This is a genomic window from Nocardiopsis sp. NPDC050513 (assembly GCF_044457925.1).
In the GTDB taxonomy this organism is placed as follows: Bacteria; Actinomycetota; Actinomycetes; order Streptosporangiales; family Streptosporangiaceae; genus Nocardiopsis.
The window spans coordinates 549,041-572,054 of record NZ_JBITHK010000001.1 but is presented as its reverse complement, the minus strand read 5'-3'; the positions used below and the strand labels follow the sequence as shown (position 1 = coordinate 572,054).

The 23,014-nt window shown below is 73.4% G+C and carries 20 protein-coding genes; 10 read left to right on the top strand and 10 right to left on the bottom strand.

The genetic code is table 11. The annotated features are described in order from the left end of the window. Positions 1-43: 43 nt before the first annotated feature. From ACIBFB_RS02490 to ACIBFB_RS02450, 9 genes are all read left to right on the top strand, one after another. Positions 44-1,036 (top strand): DsbA family protein, encoded by a 993-nt coding sequence (locus tag ACIBFB_RS02490; RefSeq protein WP_397225311.1) that lies wholly within the window; start codon positions 44-46, stop codon positions 1,034-1,036. Between the two features lie 331 nt (positions 1,037-1,367). Further along, complete coding sequence (locus tag ACIBFB_RS02485; RefSeq protein ID WP_397225450.1) at positions 1,368-2,819, top strand: sugar transferase; 1,452 nt, start codon at positions 1,368-1,370, stop codon at positions 2,817-2,819. 3 nt (positions 2,820-2,822) lie between these two features. After that, positions 2,823-3,614 carry a 3'(2'),5'-bisphosphate nucleotidase CysQ gene (locus tag ACIBFB_RS02480; RefSeq protein WP_397225308.1) on the top strand — a complete coding sequence of 264 codons (792 nt, stop codon included), beginning with the start codon at positions 2,823-2,825 and terminating at the stop codon, positions 3,612-3,614. Positions 3,615-3,664: 50 nt separating this feature from the next. After that, positions 3,665-4,597 carry a sulfate adenylyltransferase subunit CysD gene (cysD, locus tag ACIBFB_RS02475; RefSeq protein ID WP_397225306.1) on the top strand — a complete coding sequence of 311 codons (933 nt, stop codon included), beginning with the start codon at positions 3,665-3,667 and terminating at the stop codon, positions 4,595-4,597. 25 nt (positions 4,598-4,622) lie between these two features. Continuing rightward, on the top strand, positions 4,623-5,906 hold the full coding sequence (gene cysN / locus ACIBFB_RS02470; protein ID WP_397225448.1) for a sulfate adenylyltransferase subunit CysN: 1,284 nt from the start codon (positions 4,623-4,625) through the stop codon (positions 5,904-5,906). Between the two features lie 362 nt (positions 5,907-6,268). After that, positions 6,269-6,706 carry an ATP-binding protein gene (locus ACIBFB_RS02465; protein WP_397225304.1) on the top strand — a complete coding sequence of 146 codons (438 nt, stop codon included), beginning with the start codon at positions 6,269-6,271 and terminating at the stop codon, positions 6,704-6,706. A 130-nt stretch (positions 6,707-6,836) separates the two neighbouring features. Continuing rightward, entirely contained in the window at positions 6,837-7,727 is an 891-nt protein-coding gene (locus ACIBFB_RS02460) for a sulfotransferase (protein ID WP_397225446.1), read from the top strand. A gap of 105 nt (positions 7,728-7,832) precedes the next feature. Further along, positions 7,833-8,960, top strand: a complete 1,128-nt coding sequence (locus ACIBFB_RS02455; protein WP_397225302.1) for a glycosyl hydrolase family 26 — start codon at positions 7,833-7,835, stop codon at positions 8,958-8,960. Positions 8,961-9,017: 57 nt separating this feature from the next. Continuing rightward, positions 9,018-9,593, top strand: a complete 576-nt coding sequence (locus ACIBFB_RS02450) for an exonuclease domain-containing protein (RefSeq protein ID WP_397225300.1) — start codon at positions 9,018-9,020, stop codon at positions 9,591-9,593. A gap of 10 nt (positions 9,594-9,603) precedes the next feature. Here the strand turns inward: ACIBFB_RS02450 and ACIBFB_RS02445 are convergent, their stop codons facing one another. Then, positions 9,604-11,358 (bottom strand): RNA polymerase sigma factor, encoded by a 1,755-nt coding sequence (locus ACIBFB_RS02445; RefSeq protein ID WP_397225298.1) that lies wholly within the window; start codon positions 11,356-11,358, stop codon positions 9,604-9,606. A gap of 115 nt (positions 11,359-11,473) precedes the next feature. Between ACIBFB_RS02445 and ACIBFB_RS02440 the strand changes: the two genes are divergently transcribed. Beyond that, the gene (locus tag ACIBFB_RS02440) at positions 11,474-11,776 is read left to right on the top strand and encodes a hypothetical protein (protein ID WP_397225296.1); all 303 of its coding nucleotides are present in this window, start codon (positions 11,474-11,476) and stop codon (positions 11,774-11,776) included. Positions 11,777-11,846: 70 nt separating this feature from the next. Here ACIBFB_RS02440 and ACIBFB_RS02435 read toward each other — a convergent pair whose 3' ends face one another. From ACIBFB_RS02435 to ACIBFB_RS02395, 9 genes are all read right to left on the bottom strand, one after another. Continuing rightward, positions 11,847-13,091, bottom strand: a complete 1,245-nt coding sequence (locus tag ACIBFB_RS02435; RefSeq protein ID WP_397225294.1) for an alginate lyase family protein — start codon at positions 13,089-13,091, stop codon at positions 11,847-11,849. Positions 13,092-13,347: 256 nt separating this feature from the next. Next, positions 13,348-14,850, bottom strand: a complete 1,503-nt coding sequence (locus ACIBFB_RS02430) for a glycosyltransferase (RefSeq protein ID WP_397225292.1) — start codon at positions 14,848-14,850, stop codon at positions 13,348-13,350. Then, positions 14,847-15,305, bottom strand: a complete 459-nt coding sequence (locus ACIBFB_RS02425) for a UDP-N-acetylglucosamine--LPS N-acetylglucosamine transferase (RefSeq protein WP_397225290.1) — start codon at positions 15,303-15,305, stop codon at positions 14,847-14,849. Before ACIBFB_RS02425 ends, ACIBFB_RS02430 begins: the two co-directional genes overlap by 4 nt. Positions 15,306-15,364: 59 nt before the next feature. Further along, entirely contained in the window at positions 15,365-16,891 is a 1,527-nt protein-coding gene (locus ACIBFB_RS02420; protein ID WP_397225288.1) for a lipopolysaccharide biosynthesis protein, read from the bottom strand. Further along, positions 16,861-17,742 (bottom strand): sulfotransferase, encoded by an 882-nt coding sequence (locus ACIBFB_RS02415; protein ID WP_397225286.1) that lies wholly within the window; start codon positions 17,740-17,742, stop codon positions 16,861-16,863. The genes ACIBFB_RS02420 and ACIBFB_RS02415 overlap by 31 nt, the downstream gene beginning before the upstream one ends. An 82-nt stretch (positions 17,743-17,824) precedes the next feature. Beyond that, on the bottom strand, positions 17,825-19,048 hold the full coding sequence (locus ACIBFB_RS02410) for an aminoglycoside phosphotransferase (RefSeq protein WP_397225284.1): 1,224 nt from the start codon (positions 19,046-19,048) through the stop codon (positions 17,825-17,827). Continuing rightward, on the bottom strand, positions 19,045-20,433 hold the full coding sequence (locus ACIBFB_RS02405) for a ligase (protein ID WP_397225282.1): 1,389 nt from the start codon (positions 20,431-20,433) through the stop codon (positions 19,045-19,047). Before ACIBFB_RS02405 ends, ACIBFB_RS02410 begins: the two co-directional genes overlap by 4 nt. After that, positions 20,433-22,157 (bottom strand): Wzz/FepE/Etk N-terminal domain-containing protein, encoded by a 1,725-nt coding sequence (locus ACIBFB_RS02400; protein ID WP_397225281.1) that lies wholly within the window; start codon positions 22,155-22,157, stop codon positions 20,433-20,435. Before ACIBFB_RS02400 ends, ACIBFB_RS02405 begins: the two co-directional genes overlap by 1 nt. Positions 22,158-22,330: 173 nt before the next feature. After that, a complete protein-coding gene (locus ACIBFB_RS02395) occupies positions 22,331-22,726 on the bottom strand; it encodes a DUF4190 domain-containing protein (protein WP_397225279.1) in 396 nt (131 codons plus the stop codon). Between the last annotated feature and the right edge of the window lie 288 nt (positions 22,727-23,014).

The following is a 23,014-nucleotide window of genomic DNA, read 5'->3' as shown; positions in this document are numbered from 1 at the left end:
GACACGTGTTGCATAAACGACAGGTGTTGTTTATGTTGGCCGCATGAGAATCGAGATCTGGGCGGACCTCGTCTGCCCCTGGGGGTACATCGGCAAGCGTCGGCTCGAACGGGGCGTGGACTCCTGGAACGGTGAGCCGGTCGAGGTGGTCTGGCGCCCCTTCCGGATCGACCCCACGGCCCCGGCCGAGGCCGTGCCCTTGGACGAGCTGCTGCGCGACCCCCTCGTCGACACCGCGCTGCGCGCGTGCGCGCCCGGCCTCACCCCGGCCCAGAACCGCGTCCGGGTCGGAGCCGTCGCCCGGGAGGCGGGGCTGGGTCCGACGTGGGGTGCGGCATGGCACGTCAGCAGCCATGACGCGCACCGGTTGGCCTGGCTCGCCCTGGAACACGGCGGGCCCGGGCTCCAGGACGCCGTGGTGGAGGGCCTGTTCCACGCCCACTTCGTGGCGGCCGAGGACATCGGCGCGCCCGGGACGCTCGACCGGATCGCCCGCGACGCCGGATTCGCCGACGGCGGCGCCCTCCTGCGCGACGGCGCGGGGGAGTCCGAGGTCCGCGAGCTCGTCCTGCGCGGCCGGGCGGTCGGGGTGCGGACCTCGCCCACCTTCGTCGTGGGCGGGCGGGCCCTGGCGGGGGCGCAGGAGGGCGGGGCCGTCCTCGACTTCGCCGCCGCGGCGGCGGAGGCGGCGCGGCGGGAGGGCCGGGCCGTGCCCGAGGAGGTCGAACGGTTCCGGCAGGCCGAGGCACTGCTGGGGGCGGGCGATCCGCTCGGCGCGCTCACCCTGCTCGGCCCGCTCCTGGCCGAGCACGGCGGGGACCGGGGCGTCCGGCTGCTCGCCGCCCGCTGCCACGTGCGGTCGGCGGCGCTGGTCAGCGCCCGGCGGATCCTGGAGGAGCTGGTCGAGGAGGCGCCCGACGACGGCTACGCGCACCGGCTGCTGGGCTCGGTCCTGCGTCGGCAGGGCGAGGGGGCCGCGGCCGAGCCGCACCTGCGCCTGGCCGCGGCACTGGCCCCGGAGTACGCGATGTCCTGACCGGGACGCCGCACGCTGGACGGGTCGTCACCCATCGCACGTGGTTTTGGTCACCCGAAGGCGTTTTGGTCTCGACATAGACACGTTCTTAGGACGACCTGATCCAGCTTCCCCAACAAGCCGACACGAGACGCGACTTCTCCACTACTTTTGGTTACTGTTCGGGTCGTCAGTCGTTGATGTCCGACCACACCCCACCCCGCCCTGCCGGGCTTCGTGGTGCCAGGTGTGATTACTCAGTGTGAGGATTCAGGAACACGTCGTACCCTTGGGGGGAAGTGTGGTCACAGCCAGCGGGGTGGAGACAGCTCAGAATCAACGCGTACGGCCGATGGGCACGGCGGCGTACGTCACCGAGCCCCGCGGCGGGTCGTGGACGCGGTCGTACGTGGCGGGGCTCGTCGCCCTCGACCTGCTCGCCGCCGCCGCGGCCGCGGCCGGCGGAACGGTCGTCCGGTTCCACGACACCCTCGGGGCCGCCGAGGCGGCTCCCTACCTGCACCTCTCGCTGCTGCTCCCGGTCGTGTGGGTGGCCTTCGTGTGGTTGGGCGGCGGGTACGAGCGGCGGTTCCTGGGCGTCGGCACCGAGGAGTACCGCCGGGTGGCCGTGGCGGGGGTGTTCCTGACCGCCTCGGTGGCCATCGGCGCCTACGCCGTCGCGTTCGACCTCTCCCGCGGCTACGCGCTCGCCGTCCCGCCGCTCATCGTCACCACGACCCTGGCCCTGCACTACGCCCGACGCAAGGCCCTGCACCGGCGCCGCCGCTCCGGGCAGTGCATGAGCGGCGTCGTCGTGGTCGGCTACCGCTGCGCCGCCGGGGACCTCATCCGCCGCTTCCGCGGGGAGATCTACCACGGCATGCGGGTCGTCGGCGTGTGTCTGCCGCCGGGCGAGGCCGCCCCGGACGGCCTCGGGGAGGGCGCCGTCGAGGGTTGCCCGGTGCTGGGCGACTTCACCGAGGTGGCCCAGGCCGCCTCCCTCGTCGGCGCCGACACCGTGGCGGTGCTCGCCTGTCCCGAGATGGACGGCGTGGAGCTGCGGCGGCTGGCGTGGGAGTTGGAGAAGACCGGGACCGACCTCATCGTCGCCTCCGCGCTCATGGAGGTCGCCGGTCCGCGCACCTCCATCCGCCCCGTGGCCGGGCTGCCCCTCCTGCACGTGGAACACCCCGAACTCGAGGGCGGGCGCCGCCTGCTCAAGGGCGCCTTCGACCGGTGCGCCGCGGCCTTCGCGCTGGCCCTGCTGTCCCCGTTGTTCCTGGTGCTGACGGTGCTCATCCGCTCCGAGGGCGGCGGGCCCGCCCTGTTCACCCAGACCCGCGTCGGCCGGGGAGGGGCCGAGTTCACTGTTTACAAGTTCCGTACCATGGTGGTCGGGGCCGACACGCTGAAGGAGATGCTCAAGCCCCGCAACGAGCACGACGGGGTGCTGTTCAAGATGCGTCGCGACCCCAGGGTCACGTCCGTGGGGGCATGGTTGCGCCGGTACTCGCTCGACGAGCTACCCCAGCTCGTCAACGTGGTCCGGGGGGAGATGTCGCTTGTCGGTCCCAGGCCGCCGCTGCCGGAGGAGGTCGCCCAGTACGGGCACGACGTCCGCCGCCGGCTCGTGGTCAAACCGGGCATGACGGGCCTGTGGCAGGTCAGTGGCCGATCCGACCTCTCCTGGGAGGAGTCGGTCCGGCTGGACCTGAGGTACGTGGAAAACTGGTCGCTGACGTTGGACATCCAGATCCTGTGGAAGACGTGGTCAGCGGTGATCCGTGGGGCGGGAGCTTACTAGCCGGTGAAGAGCATCAGAAACGATCATGAGGTGGCCAGGGACCTGGCGACCGAGGCGGGTCAGCTGCTGCTGCGCCTGCGCGCCAGGCACGGGTTCGCCGAGCCCGAGGTGCTGCGCACCCTGGGGGACAGGACCTCCCACGAGTTCCTCTTCTCCGCCCTCGGCCGACTGCGCCCCAGCGACGCCGTGCTCTCCGAGGAGGGCGCCGACGACCTGTCGCGGCTGCGGGCGCGGCGCGTGTGGATCATCGACCCCCTCGACGGCACCCGGGAGTTCGCCGAGGCGGGCCGCACCGACTGGGCCGTGCACGTGGCGCTGTGGGAGAACGGCGACCTCGTCGCCGGCGCGGTCTCCCTTCCCGCGCAGGGCAGCACCGTCTCCACGGTCGACCCGCCGTGGCTGCCGGACGAGCGCCCCGGCGACCAGCGCCTGCGCATCACCGCGAGCCGGACGCGGCCGCCCGCGTTCGTGCAGCGGATGGCCAACCAGCTCGGCGCCGAGGTGATCCCCATGGGCTCGGCGGGGGCGAAGATCTGCGCGGTGATGCTCGGGATCGCCGACATCTACGTGCACGCGGGCGGCCAGTACGAGTGGGACAGCGCGGCGCCCGTCGCGGTCGCGCGCGCCGCCGGACTGCACACCTCGCGCATCGACGGGTCGCCTCTGCGCTACAACGTGGCCGATCCGCTACTCCCCGATGTCCTTGTATGTCGATCGGAATTGTCGGGTATGTTGTTGGCAAGCATCCGCGACGGTGCGGACCTGGACAGCGCGGGGCCGCACGCGGGGGGCTGACCGAAGAGGCCCTCCGCCGTCGGCCGTGTCGGTATCACAAAGGCGGATTCATGGGTCAGTCCAGTCAGCAGGCGCCCGGGCGCTACCAGCTCTCCCAACTCGACGTGCTCGAGGCCGAGGCGATCTTCGTCATGCGCGAGGTGGCCGCGGAGTTCGAGCGGCCCGTGCTGCTCTTCTCCGGGGGCAAGGACTCCATCGTCATGCTCCGCCTCGCGGAGAAGGCCTTCTGGCCCGGCGCCGTCCCCTTCCCCGTGATGCACGTGGACACCGGCCACAACTTCGACGAGGTGATCGAGTTCCGCGACCGCCGCGTCGCCGAGGCGGGCGTCCGCCTGGTCGTCGCCTCGGTCCAGGAGCAGATCGACGCGGGCAAGGTCAGCGAGCCGACCGGACGCTGGGCCAGCCGCAACCGGCTCCAGACCGCCGCGCTGCTGGAGGCCATCGAGGACAACGGCTTCGACGCGGCCTTCGGCGGCGCCCGCCGCGACGAGGAGAAGGCCCGCGCCAAGGAGCGCGTCTTCTCCTTCCGCGACGAGTTCGGGCAGTGGGACCCCAAGAACCAGCGCCCCGAGCTGTGGAGCGTGTTCAACACCCGCATCGACCGCGGCGAGCACATCCGCGTGTTCCCGATCTCCAACTGGACCGAGTTGGACGTGTGGAGCTACATCAAGCGCGAGCGGCTGGAGCTGCCCTCCATCTACTTCGCGCACGAGCGCCGGGTCTTCGAGCGTGACGGCATCCTCCTGGCCGACTCGCCCATCATCCAGCGCGACGAGACCGAGACCGTCTTCGCCGAGACCGTGCGCTACCGCACCGTCGGAGACCTGACCTGCACCGGAGCGGTCAAGTCCACGGCGGTGGAGCTGGACGACATCATCGCCGAGATCGCCGCGACCCGGCTCACCGAGCGCGGACAGACCCGGGCGGACGACCGTGCCAGCGAGGCGGCCATGGAGGACCGCAAGCGCGAGGGCTACTTCTAGCCGCCGAGCTCCCACCACTTCGACCCTGGACCAGGCAAGCATGAGCAAAGACATCCTGCGGTTCGCCACGGCGGGCTCCGTCGACGACGGTAAGAGCACCCTGATCGGCCGACTGCTGTACGACTCCAAGTCGATCTTCGAGGACCAGCTCGACGCGGTCGAGCGCACCAGCGCCGCGCGCGGCGAGGAGCACACCAACCTGGCGCTGCTCACCGACGGTCTGCGCGCCGAGCGGGAGCAGGGCATCACCATCGACGTGGCCTACCGCTACTTCGCCACGCCCAAGCGCACCTTCATCATCGCGGACACCCCCGGCCACATCCAGTACACCCGGAACATGGTCACCGGCGCCTCCACCGCCGACCTGGCGATCATCCTCGTGGACGCGCGCAAGGGCCTCCAGGAGCAGAGCCGCCGCCACGCCTTCCTCACCTCCCTGCTCCAGGTCCCGCACCTGGTGCTGGCGGTCAACAAGATGGACCTGGTGGACTACTCCCAAGAGCGCTTCGAGGAGATCAAGTCGGAGTTCGCCGACTTCGCCAGCAAGCTCGACGTGTGCGACCTCACCTTCGTTCCGCTGTCGGCCCTGCACGGCGACAACGTGGTGAGCCGTTCGGAGAACATGCCGTGGTACAGCGGGCCGTCCCTGCTGCACCACCTGGAGAACGTGCACATCGCCTCGGACCGCAACCTCATCGACGCGCGCTTCCCCGTGCAGTACGTCATCCGGCCGCACAGGTCGGACGACCCCGAACTGCACGACTACCGCGGTTACGCCGGCCAGCTCGCGGGCGGGGTGCTCAAGCCGGGTGACGAGGTGACCCACCTGCCCTCCGGGCTGAGCTCGCGGATCTCGCGGATCATGACCGCCGACGGCGAGGTGGCCGAGGCGTACTCGCCGATGTCGGTCACCCTCCTGTTGGAGGACGAGATCGACATCTCGCGGGGCGACATGATCTGCCGGCCCAACAACGCGCCGAGGGCGTCGCAGGACATCGAGGCGATGGTGTGCTGGATGACGGACGCGCGCAAGCTCACGCCGCGCTCCAAGCTCATCGTCAAGCACACGACCCGCACGGCGAAGGTCATGGTCAAGGACCTGCGCTACCGGCTCGACGTGAACACGCTGCACCGGGACGAGGACGCCGACCACCTGGCGCTGAACGAGATCGGCCGGGTGCGGCTGCGCTCCACGCAGCCCCTGTTCGTGGACGAGTACGCCAAGAACCGCCAGACGGGCGGGTTCATCCTCATCGACGAGGCCACCAACGCCACCGTCGGCGCGGGCATGGTCGTCAAGGCGGAGTAGGACCGACACGGACGATCCGACCTGGCAGGGGCCGCCTTCGGGCGGCCCCTTCGCGTTGCGGCGGCACCGGCGTCCGGAGGCGCTCGGGGATGATCCCGGCCACGGCCCGGTCGGGCCGCACACGCTGGCGGAGAGGGGGCGAGCCCCGTGCGCCCAGGACGGCGCCCGCTGTCCGATCAGGCCCGTCACTGTGAACACTATGAACAGAAATATTCACAATGATCACAATGTTTACGGGAGGGCAACGCGTGGGTCATTCTCGGACCATCAGTGCACGTGAGACCGGCACCACTGGACCGAGTGGCATGCGACACACGCCACCTCCGCGATCGACACCGGTACCTGTTCGAAGGAACGGCGTGATGCCCTCCATAGCCAAGGCCGAACCGGGCCCCACCACCACCGCCGATCCCGGCGAGTCCCACCGACTGCCCGGGGTCCTCGACAGCGCGCGCACGGCCCGCCGCGCGGTCGACCGCTTCCTGCGCGGACTGGGCCGCCCCGACCTGGTCGAGTCGGCGGCGCTCGTCGTCGGCGAACTCGTCGCGAACGCCGTCGTCCACGGCCGCCCACCCGTGCACCTCGACCTCGCCTGGTCGGTCGGCGACACCCCCGCCCTGCGCCTCGACGTCCACGACCACGGGCGCATCCTCCTCCACGCCGTGGACCGCCACGCCGACGACGAGGCGGAATCCGGCCGCGGGCTGGTCATCGTCGACCACCTCGCCGCCCGCTGGGGCCTGAGCCCGCACCCCGTCCACGGGACCCACGCCTGGGCGGAGATCGCCGCGGCGCACTGACCCCCGCACCCCCCTCCCGGCGCCCGACCGCGCGTCCGACCGGCGCACCTGTCACGTTTTCGCCACGCACGGTGACCCGACGTCCTACGCTTGACCCGTGGATGGCTATCGTCTGGTGTTCGTCGGCGGCATGGGGCGCTCCGGTTCGACCCTGATCGAACGGCTCCTCGGTGAGCTGCCCGGGTTCTGTTCGGTCGGAGAGGTCGTGCACCTGTGGCGGCGCGGTCTTGTGGAGAACGAGCGCTGCGGGTGCGGGCAGCCGTTCGCCGACTGCGGCTTCTGGTCGGACGTCGGCAAGGAGGCGTTCGGCGGCTGGGACCGCCTGGACACCGGCGCGGTGCTCCGCCTCAAGGCCGGCGTCGACCGCACGCGGTACCTGCCGGTGCTCCTGAACGGGTCCGGCGGCGGCGTCCTCGCCGCGCGCGGCGATCGCTACACCGACCTCTACCACCGCCTCTACTCGGCGGTCGCCTTGGTCAGCGGGGCCCACGTGGTCGTGGACGCCAGCAAGCACGCCTCGCTCGCGGCCTGCCTGCGGCTGCGCTACGGGGCCCGGATGCGACTCCTGCACGTGGTCCGCGACCCCCGGGCGGTGGCCCACTCCTGGGGCAAGCGCGTGCCGCGCCCCGACGCCTCCCCGGACAGCAGCGAACCGGAGATGGCGCGGTACTCGGCGGGCCGCGCGGCCGTGCAGTGGATGACCCAGAACGCGACCCTGGACGCGCTCGCCCGACGCGGCACGCCCACCCTGCGCGTGCGTTACGAGGACTTCGTCGCGGATCCGGCGGCCGAGTTCGCCCGGATCGCCGAGTTCGCCGGGTACGCGGGAGCGCCGCCGGCGGTGGGGGAGGGGGACGTCCGGTTGTCGCTGACGCACGCGGTCTCGGGCAACCCGATGCGGTTCGCGGAGGGGCCGCTCGGGGTCCGCCCCGACCACGGCTGGCGGGAGTCCCTGGCGCCGTGGCGGCGGGGCCTGGTGAGCGCGGTGACGGCGCCCGCCCGGGGGCGCTATGGCTACTGACCAGGGAAAGCAAGGAATCGCCATGGGCGGAAAGGTTGCCGCGTGTCCGAATTTTAACGTAAAGTCATTATCCAAGTACTGTACGTAGTTCTGCGTCTGGGGGCGTTGACCGTGAACAGGAGACCGACACGAGGACTGGCGGCGGCGGGGGCCGTGCTCACCGCCCTGACACTGGCGGGGCCGGGAACCTCGGCCGAGGCGCGCGTGCGACCGGTGGACGACCTCCCCGTCGACACGCCCGGAAGGAACACCGCCGCCCTCCTGGGACTGCCCGCACCGGTCGAGTCCGCGTGCACGGTCTCCGAGATCCTCGAACCCTCCTGCGGCGTGTGGTGGGGAGCCAGCCCGAACGAGAACCGAGTCGAGCCGCTGGAGTCCGCCGTCGACCGGGGCATGGACATCGTCTACACCTGGCGCGGCGTCGACCAGGCGGACGTCCCGGGGGACCGCGAGCGGCGGCTGATCGCGGAGGGCCGCTTCGTGCACACCAACATCGAGGCGCGCCGTTTCGAACGCCCCGGCCACCCCGCCGTCGACTACGACGACATCACCGACGGGGACTTCGACGACTCGCTGCGCGCCCAGGCGCGCACGATCGCCGACCTGGGCGTGCCCTACTTCGTCACCTTCGACCACGAGGCCGACGCCGACAAGCGGTACCGGCGGCGCGGCAGCCCCGACGAGTTCGTCGCCGCCTGGCGGCACATCGTCGACCTCTACCGCGAGGAGGGCGCGGACAACGCGATCTGGGTGTGGAACGTGACCGGCTGGCGCGGCAACCTCGACCGCCTGCCCGGCCTGTGGCCCGGCAACGACCGCGTCGACTGGATCAGCTACGAGGCGTACAACATGACCGGCTGCCCGCTCATGCCCAAGTGGACCGACGTGCACACCTTCGAGGACGCCCTCCGGCCCGCCTACGAGTGGTTCCAGAACGAGGGGCCCCGACACGGCATCGACCCCGCCAAGCCGATCATGATCGGCGAGATGGGCACCACCGACATCGGTCCGCGCGACACCCTGCGCTGGTACGCCGACATCCCCGACGTCCTGCGCAGGTACGAGCGGGTGCGCGCGGTCAAGGTCTGGGACGACGAGGTCGCCGGCTGCGACTTCCGGATCGGCGCCAACGAGTACGCCCGCCGCGGCTTCGAACTGGCCGGCCGGGACCCCTACGTCAACCTGCCCGACCGGGTCCGCCGCCTGGCCGCCTACGCCGAGAGCCGGGACTGAGACCGACCGGGCCGAAAACCGGGTGACAGGTGCGGCGCGCCCTCCTAGGGTCGCCGCATGGACCGGAACCTGCTGAACGTGGTCGACGTCGAGGCGACCTGCTGGAGGGGCTCCACGCCGCCGGGGCGGGCCAACGAGATCATCGAGATCGGACTGACCGTCGTCGACCTGGACGCACGCCGACGGGTGGCCAGGCACGGCCTGCTCGTGCGGCCCGCGCGGTCCGAGGTCAGCGCGTTCTGCACCGAACTGACCTCGCTCACCCAGGCCGAGGTGGACTCCGGCGTGGGATTCGCCGAGGCCTGCCGGTGGCTGGTGGAGGAGCACGGGGCGAGGGAGCGCCCCTGGGCCAGCTGGGGTGACTACGACCGCAACCAGTTCACCCGCCAGTGCCGGGTCACCGGAACCGGCTACCCGTTCGGGAGGGGCCACACGAACGCCAAGCGCCTCTTCGGGGAGGCCCTCGGTCTCCCCAGGAAGCCCGGCATGGCCGCGGCGTTGGGAACGGCCGGTCTGCCCCTGGAGGGCCGCCACCACCGGGGCGAGGACGACGCGTGGAACATCGCCGCGCTGGTGCTGTTCCTCGTGGAGCGCGACGCGTGGCCGGGGGCCGGGGCCCGGCAGCCGCGGTGATCCGGGGCGGTCAGACCTCGGAGCGCTGGGGCACCCGCGCCGGGTCCGCGGTGGCCTCGCGGGTCAGGTACTGGGGCACGGGACAGGTGTCGTCACCCGTGTCGTGCACCACGCCGTAGCGGAGGATGCCGTCCTGCGACCCGGGTTCGGCGTTGACGTCCTCGTCGACCCGCCACCAGTCCAGCGGCCGGACGACGAGGTTGTAGTCGGCGCCGCGCTCGTGGTTGGTGAAGGTGACGGTCCCGTCGAGGTAGAAGAACTCGCTCTGCCACATCTGCCGGGCGCCGTCGGGCAGGACGACATACCCCCGCTCGGGGTCGCCCATCCAGGTGGAGCCCGCCTCGTGGCCCGGCAGCGTGTCGTCCATCCGACGGCCGCCACCCGACGCCACGTGGAACAGCCTCCCGTCGAGCCCGGTCCAGGTGGGCATGATCATCTCCCCGGTCCGGTCGCGGCCGATCTGGTAGCGGACCCGGACATACCCCTGACCGGAGAGCGTGACGTACTCGCCCCGGTGCGGCATCACGTGGTTCCCGCCGGGGTCCGCCCGCATACCGTCCACCACCCGGACGCCCGACTCGGGGCGCCGCGGCAGCTCTCCGGGGCGGACGTTCGGCGGGAGGTCCCCCGGCCCCGACACGACCGACCCGTACACCCCCTCGCCTTCGACCGCGTCCTCCTCCGCCGGGGCGGGGCCGCCCGCCGCCTCCCCCGCCGGGGCCGCGTCCCGTCCGGTGTCCGCCTCGGGCCCGGGGTCAGCCGAGGGGGCCGGTGCGGCGGACACGTCGGACTCGGTGGCCGTCACGACCGTCGGCGCGAGCGGCTGCGGATCCTCACGCGGCACGGACACGGTCACCGCCACCGCGGCGACGGCGGCGGCGACCACCGTGGCCATCCCCGCGGCCAGGGGCTTGGCCGCGACCGTGCCGCCGACCGCCTGGAGCCCCAGACTCCTGTGGGCCGCCGCTGCCGCCCCGGCGAGGAGGTCGGGGCGGGCGAGCAGGGCCAAGGGCACGGGCACCAGCGAGAACGAGGCCAGCAGCCGTTCCGTGGGCACCTGGCCGGTGAACGCGTTCCCGCAGGAGGCGCACTCACGGATGTGGCGGGAGAAGCGCTTGCGCCACAGCGGGCCCGGCCGTCCGTCCCAGCGGTCCGCCAGCGGCGCCAGATCCGCGCAGAGCGGCCGTCCGTCGAGGGCCCGCACCACGGCGCGCGCGGCCGACAGCCGCTCCTTCACCCTCTGCACACGCACGGCCGCGTGCGCGTTCGACAACCGGAGCGCGGAGGCGAGCTCGCCCCGGGTCAGCTCGCCCATCGCCTCCAGCCACCACAGGGACAGCAGCCTCCGGTCGTCCTGGTCCAGCCAGCGCGTCGCTTCGGCCGTCTCGCGGCGCTGGCCGGTGAGCTCCAGCCGCAGGACGGTCAGGTCGGCGAAATCGCCCCCCGGATCCGCGACCTCCTCCGACTCCTCCAGAGTCCGGCTGCGCGCGAGCACCCTCTGGCGGGCCCGCCCCCGGTCGGTGATCTGCCGCATCGCGATCGCCACGAGCCAGGAGCGGAAGTCCTCCGGCCGCCGCAGACGGGGGAGGCCCCGAACGGCGCGGACCATGGTCTCCTGGACGACGTCGTCCACGTCCGCGTGGCCGTCCAGTGCCCGCCCCACGACGTTGTAGACCAGCGGCAGGTACTCGGCGACCAGCGCGTCCATCGCCCGCTGGTCGCCGGCCCGGGCCGCGATGACGAGGTCGTGTCCGTCCGTCCGCATCGGGTCTCCACTTCTTGCGCGTTTTTCCGTTAGCCGGGCCGCCCGTGCGGCGTCTCCTGTCCGAACGGCGCCGAACCGGGCGCCGTCCAGTGACCGAAGGACGACGATGTTGTGTGTGAGGAACCTCGGGGGACGGTTCGCCGTGCGCCCCGTGGCCGTGGGTCTGGCGTTGACGACGATGCTCGCGGTGTCCGCGTGCGGGGAGCGCGACGTCGCGGGCTCCGCGCCCGAGCCCGGGCCGGTCGGATCGTCGGAGGAGACCGGAGCCCCCGAGGCCGCCGCGGTGGAGGAGAGTCCCGCTCCGGAGGCCGGCGCCTCCGACCGGGATGAGGACGAGGAGACCGGAGGAGACGAGGATACGGCGGACGGCGGGGGCCCGAGCACCCCCGACAGGTGCGGGGGCCTGTGGAACGGCTAGAGCCGACCCGCTGACCGGCGGTGCCCGCCCCTCGCGGCGGCGGGCACCGTTCGTGTGTCCGGTCGGCCGGTCAGAGGGTGTAGGCGAGCGTGCCGAAGCCGAGGACGTCGTAGCCGCCGCTGGCGTCCCCGTAGTCGCCGCCGCCGCCCTCGGCGCGCTGCTGTTCCGCGATGGCCGCGACGTTCGGCACGTCCAGGCACTGGCGGACGGCGTAGTGGTTGTAGACCATCTCCCACACCGGCCGGACCTGGCCCCGTCCCGCGTCGGAGACCACCTCCTGCACCCGGGGGGCGCAGGTCGTGTGGTGGCCCCACTCGTAGGGGGTGAAGGGGACGTCCTCACCCAGGTTGTACCGGGCCACGTACTCGCACGCCTTCATGAAGCGGTTGTCGTCGTAGCCGTACAGGTCCACGCCCTGGCTCCAGGCCATCTCGCAGATCGAGGCCATCAGACCGATGCCCATGAGCGAATGCGGCTGGTCGCGCCCGCTCTCCTGCCACTGCCCGAGCCCGCCGTCGTGCAGGTGCGGGACGGCGTTGCGGATCGCCCCGTTGCCCTCGCCGGTCTCGAAGTAGTCGACGGCCTGGTCGAACAGGGCCCGCTCGTCGCACAGCACGCCGGTCGCCATGATCGAGGCCATGGTGCACAGGTCCCAGTTGGCCCAGTAGTTGGTGACGCAGGCGCCGTTGTGCTCGCGCAGGAAGCGGTCGTTGAGCGGGTAGAAGCGGGTGAGCAGCAGGTCCTGGCAGCGGGCCAGGTCGAAGCCCTCGTAGTCGCGGATGATCTCCGCCGCGTTGGCGAGCTGGTAGCCGTAGATGCCCGCCGCCAGGTACCGGTCGGCGTTGCCGGTCACCTCGGTCAGCTCCGCCGACCAGGCGTTGAGGATGTCGCGGGCGGTCTCGGCGTGCGCCTCGTCCCCGCTGACCCTCCAGCGCAGCGCGTTCTGGTAGGCGGCGTGGACGTCCTTGTAGAACTGCGGGTAGTTCTGACCCTCACCGCCCCGGACGACCCTCGCCAGCGGGCGCGGCCGCCACGTGGCGTGCGACCGTCCGTTGGCGGTCAGCCGCTCCCAGCCCGACATCCAGGGGTCGGCGCCGTCGGCCACGACCGCGGCCATACGGGTGAAGTCCCCCTCCGTGTGCAGCAGGCCGGGGTGGACGAAGCCCGCCGCCTCCGCGGTGTCCGCCGCACTCTGGGTCGCGGCGGTCGGCGGCGGGGAGCACCCCGCGGCGGCGAGGGTGCCGACCGCGGCGGTGGTCGCGGTCGTGGTGAGCAGGGCGCGCCTGCTCAGCTGCGTGGCCGGGGACGCGGTCATGGATCCGCCCTCTCGCGTGGGGGTGACGTGGCGGACGCACCGGGCGCGACCGCGACGGGCGCGCGGTCGCGGAGCGGGGAGCTTCGGGTGTGCGCCGCGCCGCTACGCTACCCAGGTGCGCCCTGGTCGCCGGGAGGGCGCCGCCGGCCGTTCGGGGCTCCGCGGCGGAGGACGCGCAGGTGGACGCCGCGGGGCCGACGGATAACGGGAATCCGCTGTGGGAAACGCCGCTTCCCGCGCCGGGCCGTCCGCGCCCTCATACCCCCTTGCCGCGCAGGTGGAGCGCGCGCAGAACCCAGCCCGCGGGCACGCCGCACACCACGAGCAGGGCGACCACGGCGCGGCCCTCGGTGAGCCGGTGCCGCAGGGTGGCCCGGATCCAGCGCAGCGCCTCGACGCGTCGGCCGGACGCCGCCTCCGCGAAGGCGATCTGGCCGGCCACGCGCGCGTACCCGCGCGGCACGAGGGAGAACTCGGGGTAGCGCTCCAGCAGCCAGCGCAGCGCCGTGGAGATGGTCCGCCACCGGCCCGCGAAGTGCGACTTGCGGTGCCACAGCACGCGCACTCCGGGCTCGGCGAGGTTGCGGATCGGTCCCCGGCGCGCCATGCGGAGCAGCAGTTCGTAGTCCTCGGCGTAGCTGCCCGGGATCTCCTCGCTCACCGCACCGCACCCGTCGATCATCGCCCGGCGGCGGATGAGGAACGTGGACGGGTGCAGCTCGGTCAGCCGTGAGCCGAGCAGGTCGCCGAACGTGACCGAGGTGCGGTCCAGGACGCGTTCGGCCTCGACCCGGTCGTAGACCACCCGGATGCCGCAGCACACCATCTCGGTCTCGGGTTCGGCCATCATGACCAGTGCCTGGGCCCGGAGTTTGTCGGGCAGCCAGGTGTCGTCGTCGTCGCAGAAGGCGACCAGGTCGGTGTCGGCGGCCAGCACCCCGGTGTTGCGCGCCCCGGCCAGCCCGGGCGTGAGGGTGTTGGTGACCACGCGCACCGGGCGGTCGCCGTCGTCCTCGGCGAGCGAGGTGTCGGGCTGGTCGTTGTCGAAGACCACGATGGTGGTGATCCGCCCGGGGTACTCCTGTTCGCGGATCCCGCGCAGGGTGCGGCGCAGCAGTTCCGGGCGGTCCCGGGTGGGGACGACGACGGTCACCTCGGGCCAGTCGCCGCCGACCGGCGCCGTCACGGTCGCGGTGCGGGGCGCTCCGGGGGCCTCGGTGAGCAGGTCGATGAGCTCGCCGGCGCGCCGGGCGGCGCGCTCGGGCCCGCCGTCCTCGCCGGGGCGGACGCGGAAGTCGTCGGGGGAGGCGAGCGCCCGGTCGATCAGAGCGGCGAGCTGCTGGGGGGTCGAGCAGGACCTGACCCTGCCCGCCTCCTCCAGCCGGGTGACGAACAGGAGCTGGTGGTCGTCGACGTGTTCGTCCAGTTCGGGGTCGCGCGCCACGACGATCGGCAGATGGCCGGTCGCGCGCGCCTGGACGATGGTGCCCGGTCCTCCGTGCGTGACCACGACCCGTGCCGCGCGCATGTGCTCGCCGAGAGCCTCACCCGCGAGGAACGCGGTCCCCGCGGCGCGCTCGGGTGGGCAGCTGTGCCCGTACTGGACCAGCACGCGCAGGTCCCGGTGGCGGCGGGCGTAGTCGTCCGCCCATCGGACCAGCCGGTCGAACGCGTGGTGGTCCGTGCCGAGGCTGAACACCACGTCCGGATGGTCGTGGGCGTCGAGGCTCGGTGTCGTGCGGGTGGTCGGTTCGGTCACAGGAGCGGTCCTACCGTGATGGCGCTGGGCATGAACGATCGCTGCTCCTCCCACTGGGCCAGGAACAGCCGGGTGAAGGGGCGGCAGAGACGGGCGGTGAGGGTGGGGGTGTCGAGCCGGTCGTAGACCTCGATGTAGACCGTCGGGACCCGCAGGAACCAGGCCAGGACGAAGAACGGCAGCGCCACCCCGGCCCCGGTCGTCACGACCGCGATGGGCCGCCCCTCACGCAGCACCCGCATCGCCAGCCACGTGTTCCGTAGCAGGTTGCCGACGTGGCGGGTGGTGGGGTGGAAGGCCCAGCGCACGTTCTCCCCGACGAGGGCGGACTCGGCGTCGGGCGTGCGGAAGGTCACCCACAGTCGCGTCCTGTCCCGCCACCAGGGCCTCAGGGACAGGAGTTGGGCGAGGTGGCCGCCGCTGGAGGCGACCAGGAGAACCGGTCGAGCAGACATGGAGTCATCATGGCATAACTCAACGTAGTGGGTCGGGTGGTCTGGAGAGCCCGTCCGTCTCATCTCCGCAGGCGGAGGTCGAGGTGGGCGCGCAGTCGCCACACGGTGGCCAGGTGGCCCACGGCCCCGACGGCCGCGGACACCGCCAGCGCGACCGTCGCCTGGCCCAGCAGACCCACCGCGAGCAGTGGGACGGCCCCGAACCAGACCACCGCGCTGCCCGCCGCGACCATCACCGGGGCGCCGAACGGGTGCAGGACCACCCTCGCCCGCAGCTGCCACAGCGGGAGCACCTTGCGCACCGCGACCGAGGCCACCAGTGCCACCGCCGCGCCCGTCGCGCCCGTCGACGGCACCAGCCAGACGCACACCGCGAGGTTGGCCACCAGCGCCAGGACGTTGTTGACCAGGTTGAGGGCGCTGCGCCCGGTCATCGCCAGGATCAGGTCGCCCATCCCCAACGCGGACCCGATCAGCTGTCCCGCGCACACGACGACCAGGGCGTCCGCCCCCGCCGCGTACCCGGCACCGAACAGGGCCATCACCTGGGGCGCGAACACCAGCGCCGACAGGTACAGCGGCCAGGTCAGGCACACCAGCCACGACGTCCCCGCCTGGTAGAGCGACCGCACGCCCGCGCGGTCGTCCGTCGCCAGCTGCTCGGCGAACTGCGGCTGCGCGGCGGACAGCACGGCCTGGTTGCCGAACTGGCCGAGCACCATGATCCGCGTGGCGGCCGTGTACACCGCCGCGCCGGTCAGGCCGCTGAGCAGGGCCACGAGCACGACCCCGCCGCGCTGGACGCCCATCTGCGCGACCCCCGCCACCGCGCGCGGCAGGGCGAAGGCCCAGAACTCCCCGGACCGGACCTCGGCGTCGCTCCGGGCGGCGCCGGGGGCGTCGGATCCCGGCGCCGCACGGGACAGGATCCGTCCCAGCCAGAACCACGCCAGCACCCCCGCCGGGAGGTAGGGTCCCGCCCACGCCAGCGCCAGCAGCCCGGCCGAACCGGACAGCGCGACCGCGCCCACCAGCCCCAGCTGGGCCAGCGGCCGGCCCACCTTGTCCACCACGACGGTCGTGGCCATGTCGTGGTGCGCGCGGGTGGCCGCCAGCGCGGTGTCGACCATGACCGCGAACGGCACGAACGCCGCCAGCAGCCGCAGGTACGTCGCGGCGTCCTCGGAGGACAGGGCCCGCGCCATCGGATCGGCGAAGACCACCATCAGCACGCCGGTCAGCCCCGCGACGGCCACGGCCGGGCCCATCGCCACGCGGAGCAGCCGGGCCACGCCGTCGGTCCGGCCGACGACGCGCAGGCGGGCGATGAAGTAGACCAGGCCGTCCGGAGCCCCCGCGCCCGCCACGGTCGCCGCGATGAGGAAGACCGACGTCGCCGAGAACAGCAGACCCGCGGTCTCCTGGGTGAACGCCCGCGTGATCGCCACGATGAGCGCCAGGTTGAGCCCCGCGCCCACGACGGCGCCCGCCATGTTGAGGACGCCGCCGCGCAGGACGCGCCGGAGTCCGGCGCCCGCGGCGTCCTCGGTGGCGGTCACGCGCGCCACGAGGGGGTACGGCCCCACCAGGCGGCCAGTCGGGTGTCGCTCTCGGCGAACCGGGCGGTCAGCTCGGCGCGCAGCGGCTCGGGCATCGAGGAGCGCCGGCGGGCGTTGTGTCGCCCGGGCGGTGCGCCGGGGCCGGGCGGCAGGCCGAGGAACCGCTCGATCCCGGCCAGCGCCCGCGCGGTGCCGTCGAACAGGTCCCCGTAGTCCACCACGTGCAGCCGCTCCCGGCCCAGCTGCCGCTCGAACCGCGCGAGCTGGTCGGCGTACCTCCCGCGGGCCAGGTACGCGTGGTGCTGGTGGGCGAACGAGTAGTACCCGGGATCCGCCAGAAGCCGCTCCTCCTCGCCCGACAGCCGTTTCTCCTCCAGGCCGATCGCCCGCTCGAACGGCTCGGTCTCGAAGCCGCGCGCGCTCTCGTGCGCGTGCGCGGAGTAGGCGCGCTCCACGGGGTCGCGCAGGATCACCACGACCAGCACACCCGGGAGCGTGCTGGCGATCCGCTCCGCTGCCAGCGGGTGGAACAGGTAGTAGGGGCTGGACTCCATCGCGAGCACGCGCGGGCGTCCGCGTCGGGCCCGCAGCGAGGCGCGCATCGGGAAGCACGCCCGGTACCAGTCCACGCCCCGCGCGTAACCGACGTCGAAGTAGTGCACTCCTTTGCGCAGCGTGGGGCCGGTGACCGCCGGATGTCGGGCCAGCGCCTTGAACAGCGACGTGGTCCCCGACCGCTGCGCGCCGCAGATGAGCACGTCGGGCAGGGCGCGCGCGGCGCTGGTCACGCCGCCCAGCCCGTCCGCCAGGGGCAGGAGCACCCGACGCGCCGGGTCGGACAGGTGGCGGAGGGCGGCGGGCGGCGTGTCCACGGGCATCACGGTGTCCTTCGCTGGTCGTGGCGGGAGGCCCGTCCTGGGGCGGGCCGGTCTGGGCGGCACTGGGGCGGTCGGGGCGGCGTCACCCCGTGTGCGCGGCCTCGTGCGTCGCTCTCTCCTGGAGGCCCTCCAGCGCGGGGAGCAGCCAGTCGTCGACGGACGCCAGGTGGCCGCCGCTCTCGTCCTGGCGGTCGTGCAGGTAGCGGGTGGCCAGGTCGATCAGGTACAGGGCCATGACCGTGGACACCGTGTGCGGGCGCAGCCCCGTCTCGGCGATCAGCGGGTCGCGCAGCAGCCGCGAACCGCTGTCCAGCCACCGGTGCACGCCCGGGTGCACCCCCGCCTGGACGCACTCGTTGAGGTCGTAGTGCAGGGCGTCGAATCCGGCGGGCGAGTCCAGGGCCAGCCGCTCCCAGTCCCACACGAACGCCCGGCGGGCGGTGCTGGCGATGTTCCACCTGGTCAGGTCCCCGTGCCAGGCTCCGAAGGGGATGGTCACGTCCGGCAGACGGCGGAGCGCCGCGCGCAGCGGGGCCGCCTCTGGGCGGGACCCCAGGGCCGCGATCCGCTCCTCCAGGGAGATCCGGTACGGGCTGTCGGACAGGCGCCGCTCGCGCACGCGGGCCAGTTCGATGATCTGGGTGACGCAGCGCAGCAGTTGGCGCCGGGTCGGACGGTCGGTCTGGTCCCCGACCGGCAGCGCCTCCTGGACCAGCAGGGGGTGGCCGTTCCACTCGCCCTCGTAGAGCAGGCGCGGGACCGTCACGTCCCGCAGCCGGGCGTCGGCGAGGTGCCGCAGGGCGCGGGTCTCGGCGCGCACCAGCCGCGACGTCAGGTCGTTCACGGCGACCTTGGCGTACCCGATCGTCCGCCCACCCGGCGTGAGCAGGAGCAGGACGGGTTTGCGGTTGGCCCGGGGCGGCCCGAGGTGGATGGCGATCGCCAGTCGCCGGTCCAGGGCGGAGGTGAGCGCGTGCTCGATGCCGGGCCCGGCGCCCACGTACAGGCGGTCCCGCAGCAGCAGGGGCGCGAGCCCGGTCGCGAAGGCGCCGGTGAGCAGGGCGGCGCGCGTGCGTTCGGAGAACGAGTGCCCCCGGCAGAAGGACGCGATGCCCCGGAGGGCCGCCGAGCGGTCGTGCGCTGGCAGGATCACGCGCGGACTTCGCGCGTTGGGGACCGGCAGGTACTGGTTGCCGCGTTCCTGGCGGACGAGGCGCCTGACGCCCCCGTCCCCGGGACCGAGCAGCCCGCCGCACGGCCACAGGACCGCCGCCAGATCCGTCAGGTAGGTCGTCTCGCTGTTCACCGAAGACCCCCGCTCGCGCGCGCCGCGTCCAGGCCGGGCGCCGGTCCCGGGTCGCCGCGCCAGAGCAGGGCGACGGCGACCATGGTGACGGCCAGCGGGGACATCAGCGCGACGTAGAAGAACATGTACCAGAACAGCAACAGCACGGTCAGCAGCGCGCCCTGCCCCGCCGGGGAGGTCGTGGCCCGGTGGCGCCACGCCGTCCAGGCGGGGAAGGCGAGGAAGAACGCGGTGCCCACCCATCCGTTGGCGATGAGCGTGATCCACAGCTGACCGGCGTTGCCGATGACGTGCTGGCCGCAGCCGGGGCAGTCGGCGGTCGGCCCGATGGCGATCGACTCCGAACTGCCCGCCATCTCCCGCGTGGTCCCCCAGCCGACGACCGGGGACAGGTCGGCGGCGGCCACGGACGCGGCGTTGCTCGCCGCTCGGCCGTCATCGCTGTGCGGGTTGTCGGCCCGGGCGCGGACCACGTCGGCCAACGGCGACACGGCCAGCACGAGCAGCGCGGTCGCGCAGGCGGCGGCGCAGGCGCCCACGAGCAGCACGCGGCCGCGGCGCAGCGCTTGGACGGCGGCGTAGGCCAGCGACAGCACCAGCCCGGCCCACAGTGCGCGGTTGAGGGAGTGGACGACGGGGACCACCGACGCGGCCGCGGCGGCCAGGGCGGCCCACCGCGTGAGTACGGACCCCTGGAGCACCCAGCCGACCACGAGCCACACCAGGAGCAGGGAGACCATGTAGCCCCAGATGTTGGTGTACTCCCACGGCGCCTTGGGCCGGGCCGACTCGTACCCGAAGATGTCCATGATCTGGGCGGAGGCGGGGTGCACGAGGGTCTGGAGGTAGGGGTCGGCGGCCAGCGCGCCGGGCAGCAGGTACTCCAGCGGGGCGGTGAACTCGAACCGGGGCGCGAGCATGCCCAGGTAGCCGCCCGCGATCGTGGCCAGGCACAGCACGGACAGCGACCACACGACCGTCCGCGTCGGCAGTTCGCGCTCGGACAGGTTGCCGACGTAGAGCATGACGACGGTCAGCACCAGGTAGTTGGCGACGCGCAGCACCGCGCCCGCGAGCCCGCCGCTGCCGGGAACCGTGTCGGGCACGTCCAGGGGGACCATGGCCAGGCCGAGCACGCACCAGAGCAGGAACAGCGCCCACATCCAGAAGCCCGGGGGCAGGCGCAGGCCGACCGTGCGGTGGCGTCGGACCAGTTCCGCCGCCATCGGCACGGCGAACAGCCAGTAGGCGAACTGGCCCATGCCCAGCGCCCACCAGAGCGGGTACCCGGCCAGGAGCCAGACCACGGGCCGTCCGGCGACCGGGGGAGGGGCGATCGGGACCCCGGCCCCGGGGAGGGGACGCGGGGTGGCGGGAGCCGCCATCAGTTCGAGGCCCCGACGGCGTCGGCGGCGGTGTCCTGCGGGTCCGGCCCGCCGCGGTCGGCGGTCCCGTCCGACGCGGACTCCGCGGTGGTCTCGCCGGAGGCGCCGTCCTCGGCCGCGGTCGCGCCGACGGTGGTCTCCTGCGCGGTGGCCTCGGTCTCCCGCGCGGGGTCCCGTTCCGGGGCGGACTCCGCGGCGGCCTCCCCCCGGTCGGTGGATCCGTTCGGGGCGGCCTCGGCGCGGGCGTCGGCGCGGGGCTGGCGGGGCAGCGCGGCGACACCGGCGACGGCGAGGTCGAACCGGGCGGCCACGGCGACCAGCGACGCGAGGTCGGCGCGGCGGGTGCGGCCCAGTTCGACGGCGGGGACGAGGAGGTCCGCCGAGGCGGCCAGGGCGTGGGCGTCGGCGCGCTCGGCGGCGGGCGGCACGGCGACGACCACGTACTCGGCCCCCTCGCGCAGCAGGTCGAGCAGCTCCGGCATCGCGGTCCCCTGGACGGGGGCGACGGTGCCGGGACGGCCGTACCGCAGGACGCGCAGCCGGGGCGCGGCGTCGGGCCGGACCTCCAGTTCGGCGGGGTCCTCACCGTCCAGGAGCGCCTCCGCCAGGCCGGGGCCCTCCGCCAGGTCCAGCGGGTCGGTCGTGGCGGCGGGCACGGGGTCGGCGCGGACGAGCAGGGTGTCCGAGCCGGTGCGGGCGAGCGCCGCGGCCAGGTGGAGGGCGGCCGCGGGGCCCGATCGGCCCGGGGCGGTGGCGGCCACGAGCAGGACGCCGGGGGAGGGGACGCGGGCGCGCACCGCGTGGGCGCACTGGTTGACGCGCTGACCGGCGGGGCCGTCGTCGGAGGGCGGGCCGTAGGCGGCGTCGCCCGCCGCGGACAGGTCCAGCAGCACGGGCACACGGCCGATCCGCGCGGTGTCCCCGGTGTCGCGGAGGACGGGGTCGAGGCGGTCGCGCGCGAACGCGAGCAGGAGTCCGGCGAGGAGGCCGAGGGCGCCGCCGCCGGCCACCCAGACGGGGAGCACGGGGCTGGTCGGGCCCTCGGGGAGGCGCGCGGGGGTGATGATCCGGCCGGGTTCGACGGTCTCCCGCAGGGCGCTGAGCGGGCTGATGCCGCGGCCGAGGTCGGCGATCTCCGCGCGCAGGGCGTCGGCACGGACGTCGGAGGCGTCGGGCAGCCCGGCCAGCTCCTGGTAGCGGGCCTCCTGCTCCGCGCGCAGGGCCGTCAGGTGCGCGGCGATGAGGTCGCCGACCTCGGCCTCGCGTTGTTCGAGGTAGGCCTCGGCGTAGGCGGCGGCCCCGTCGCGCGCGGCCTCCGGGGTGCGGGCCGTGTACGTGATCTCCAGCACGTTGCTGTTGGGCGGAACGGACAACGACACGCGCTCGCGCAGGTCGTCGCTGCTCGGCGGGGCGGAGTCGGGCCCGGCGAGGCGCCGCGCCGCGGCGGTCGAGACGCGGTCGGAGGTGAGGATCTGCGCCTCGGTGTCGAGGTTGACGTCACCGGCCAGCCGTCCGGAGCGCTCGCCCGTGAACTCGGCCATGCCGGTCGGGCGGACCTGGACGGCGGCGGTGGACTCGTAGGTGGAGGGCAGCGCGAACACCCCGGCCGTGGCGAGGACCAGCCCCCCGAGGACCCCGGCACCGACCATCCGCCACCGGCGGCGCAGCAGGGCCGTGTACTCCTTCAGTTCCGGTCCGGGCGGGCCAGGGGCGTCGGTGTCCATCGGGTCCTCTCCACACACACGTGTGCAACACATTTAGTGAACGATTGCATACTAAGTGTAGTCCCATTGGGGGTGTGTGGTGCTTGCCGAAACAGCCGATTCCGGTGGGGAGACGTCCGGAACGACCGCGTCCCCCGGGTGTGCGCCCGGGGGACGACGCGGAGCGGGAGGGGTCAGCTGGCGAACAGCGGCGACGGCGGCATCCCGGTCTCGGACTCCCAGCTCTCGTCGCACTGCTCCTGCGTGGACACCGTGTGCGCGCGGGCGGAGCAGTCGCGGTAGGCCCGCACCTGCTCGTCGTAGACCACGAACACCGAGGTCACCGCGAGCGACATGACGATGCCGAGCGTCCCGACGGCCACGCTCAGCAGCGCGCCCGGCGCCTGCGTGCTGTTCGCCCGGGCGGCCCGGCGCGCACGGAACCCCTGGACGACACCGAACACGGACAGCACGACGCCGTAGGGCTGGAGCAGGAGGCCAGCCATCCCCAGGAAGAGGCCCCACAGGCCGCCTCGCTCGACCCTGGGCAGCTGCCCGTCGGTCTGGGGCTCCGGGCTCTTGTCGGTCACAGGTTCACTCCTTCGACGCGCCCCGGTCGGGCGCCGTGGTCCGCGTCCGCCCGCGCGGACCGTTCTCGGTGTCAGCGGTTCCGGAGCGCGTCCGGAACCCGGTGGGGTGCGGTTCCGGGCAGCGTAGGCCCGGTCCCCGTGGGTCCGACGCTACCCGGACCGATAGGGTGGGACCACGGACGGGCCGCCATGGTTCGACCGCCACCCGTCATGGCCCCGCGGGCACCGCTCCGCGGGGGGACCGGCGGGCCACTCTCCAGCGACGCCCCTCGGCGCGGCCCGGACCGG

What these genes read in the sequence shown, in the direction of transcription:
- ACIBFB_RS02450 (WP_397225300.1), top strand. Translation starts at nt 9,018, where the DNA reads ATGGACCGGAACCTGCTGAACGTGGTCGACGTCGAGGCGACCTGCTGG.
- ACIBFB_RS02460 (WP_397225446.1), top strand. Translation starts at nt 6,837, where the DNA reads ATGGGGCGCTCCGGTTCGACCCTGATCGAACGGCTCCTCGGTGAGCTG.
- ACIBFB_RS02445 (WP_397225298.1), bottom strand. Translation starts at nt 11,358, where the DNA reads ATGCGGACGGACGGACACGACCTCGTCATCGCGGCCCGGGCCGGCGAC.
- cysD (WP_397225306.1), top strand. Translation starts at nt 3,665, where the DNA reads ATGGGTCAGTCCAGTCAGCAGGCGCCCGGGCGCTACCAGCTCTCCCAA.
- ACIBFB_RS02400 (WP_397225281.1), bottom strand. Translation starts at nt 22,157, where the DNA reads ATGGACACCGACGCCCCTGGCCCGCCCGGACCGGAACTGAAGGAGTAC.
- ACIBFB_RS02415 (WP_397225286.1), bottom strand. Translation starts at nt 17,742, where the DNA reads ATGCCCGTGGACACGCCGCCCGCCGCCCTCCGCCACCTGTCCGACCCG.
- ACIBFB_RS02485 (WP_397225450.1), top strand. Translation starts at nt 1,368, where the DNA reads ATGGGCACGGCGGCGTACGTCACCGAGCCCCGCGGCGGGTCGTGGACG.
- ACIBFB_RS02435 (WP_397225294.1), bottom strand. Translation starts at nt 13,091, where the DNA reads ATGACCGCGTCCCCGGCCACGCAGCTGAGCAGGCGCGCCCTGCTCACC.
- ACIBFB_RS02465 (WP_397225304.1), top strand. Translation starts at nt 6,269, where the DNA reads ATGCCCTCCATAGCCAAGGCCGAACCGGGCCCCACCACCACCGCCGAT.
- ACIBFB_RS02425 (WP_397225290.1), bottom strand. Translation starts at nt 15,305, where the DNA reads ATGTCTGCTCGACCGGTTCTCCTGGTCGCCTCCAGCGGCGGCCACCTC.
- ACIBFB_RS02405 (WP_397225282.1), bottom strand. Translation starts at nt 20,433, where the DNA reads ATGGCGGCTCCCGCCACCCCGCGTCCCCTCCCCGGGGCCGGGGTCCCG.
- ACIBFB_RS02490 (WP_397225311.1), top strand. Translation starts at nt 44, where the DNA reads ATGAGAATCGAGATCTGGGCGGACCTCGTCTGCCCCTGGGGGTACATC.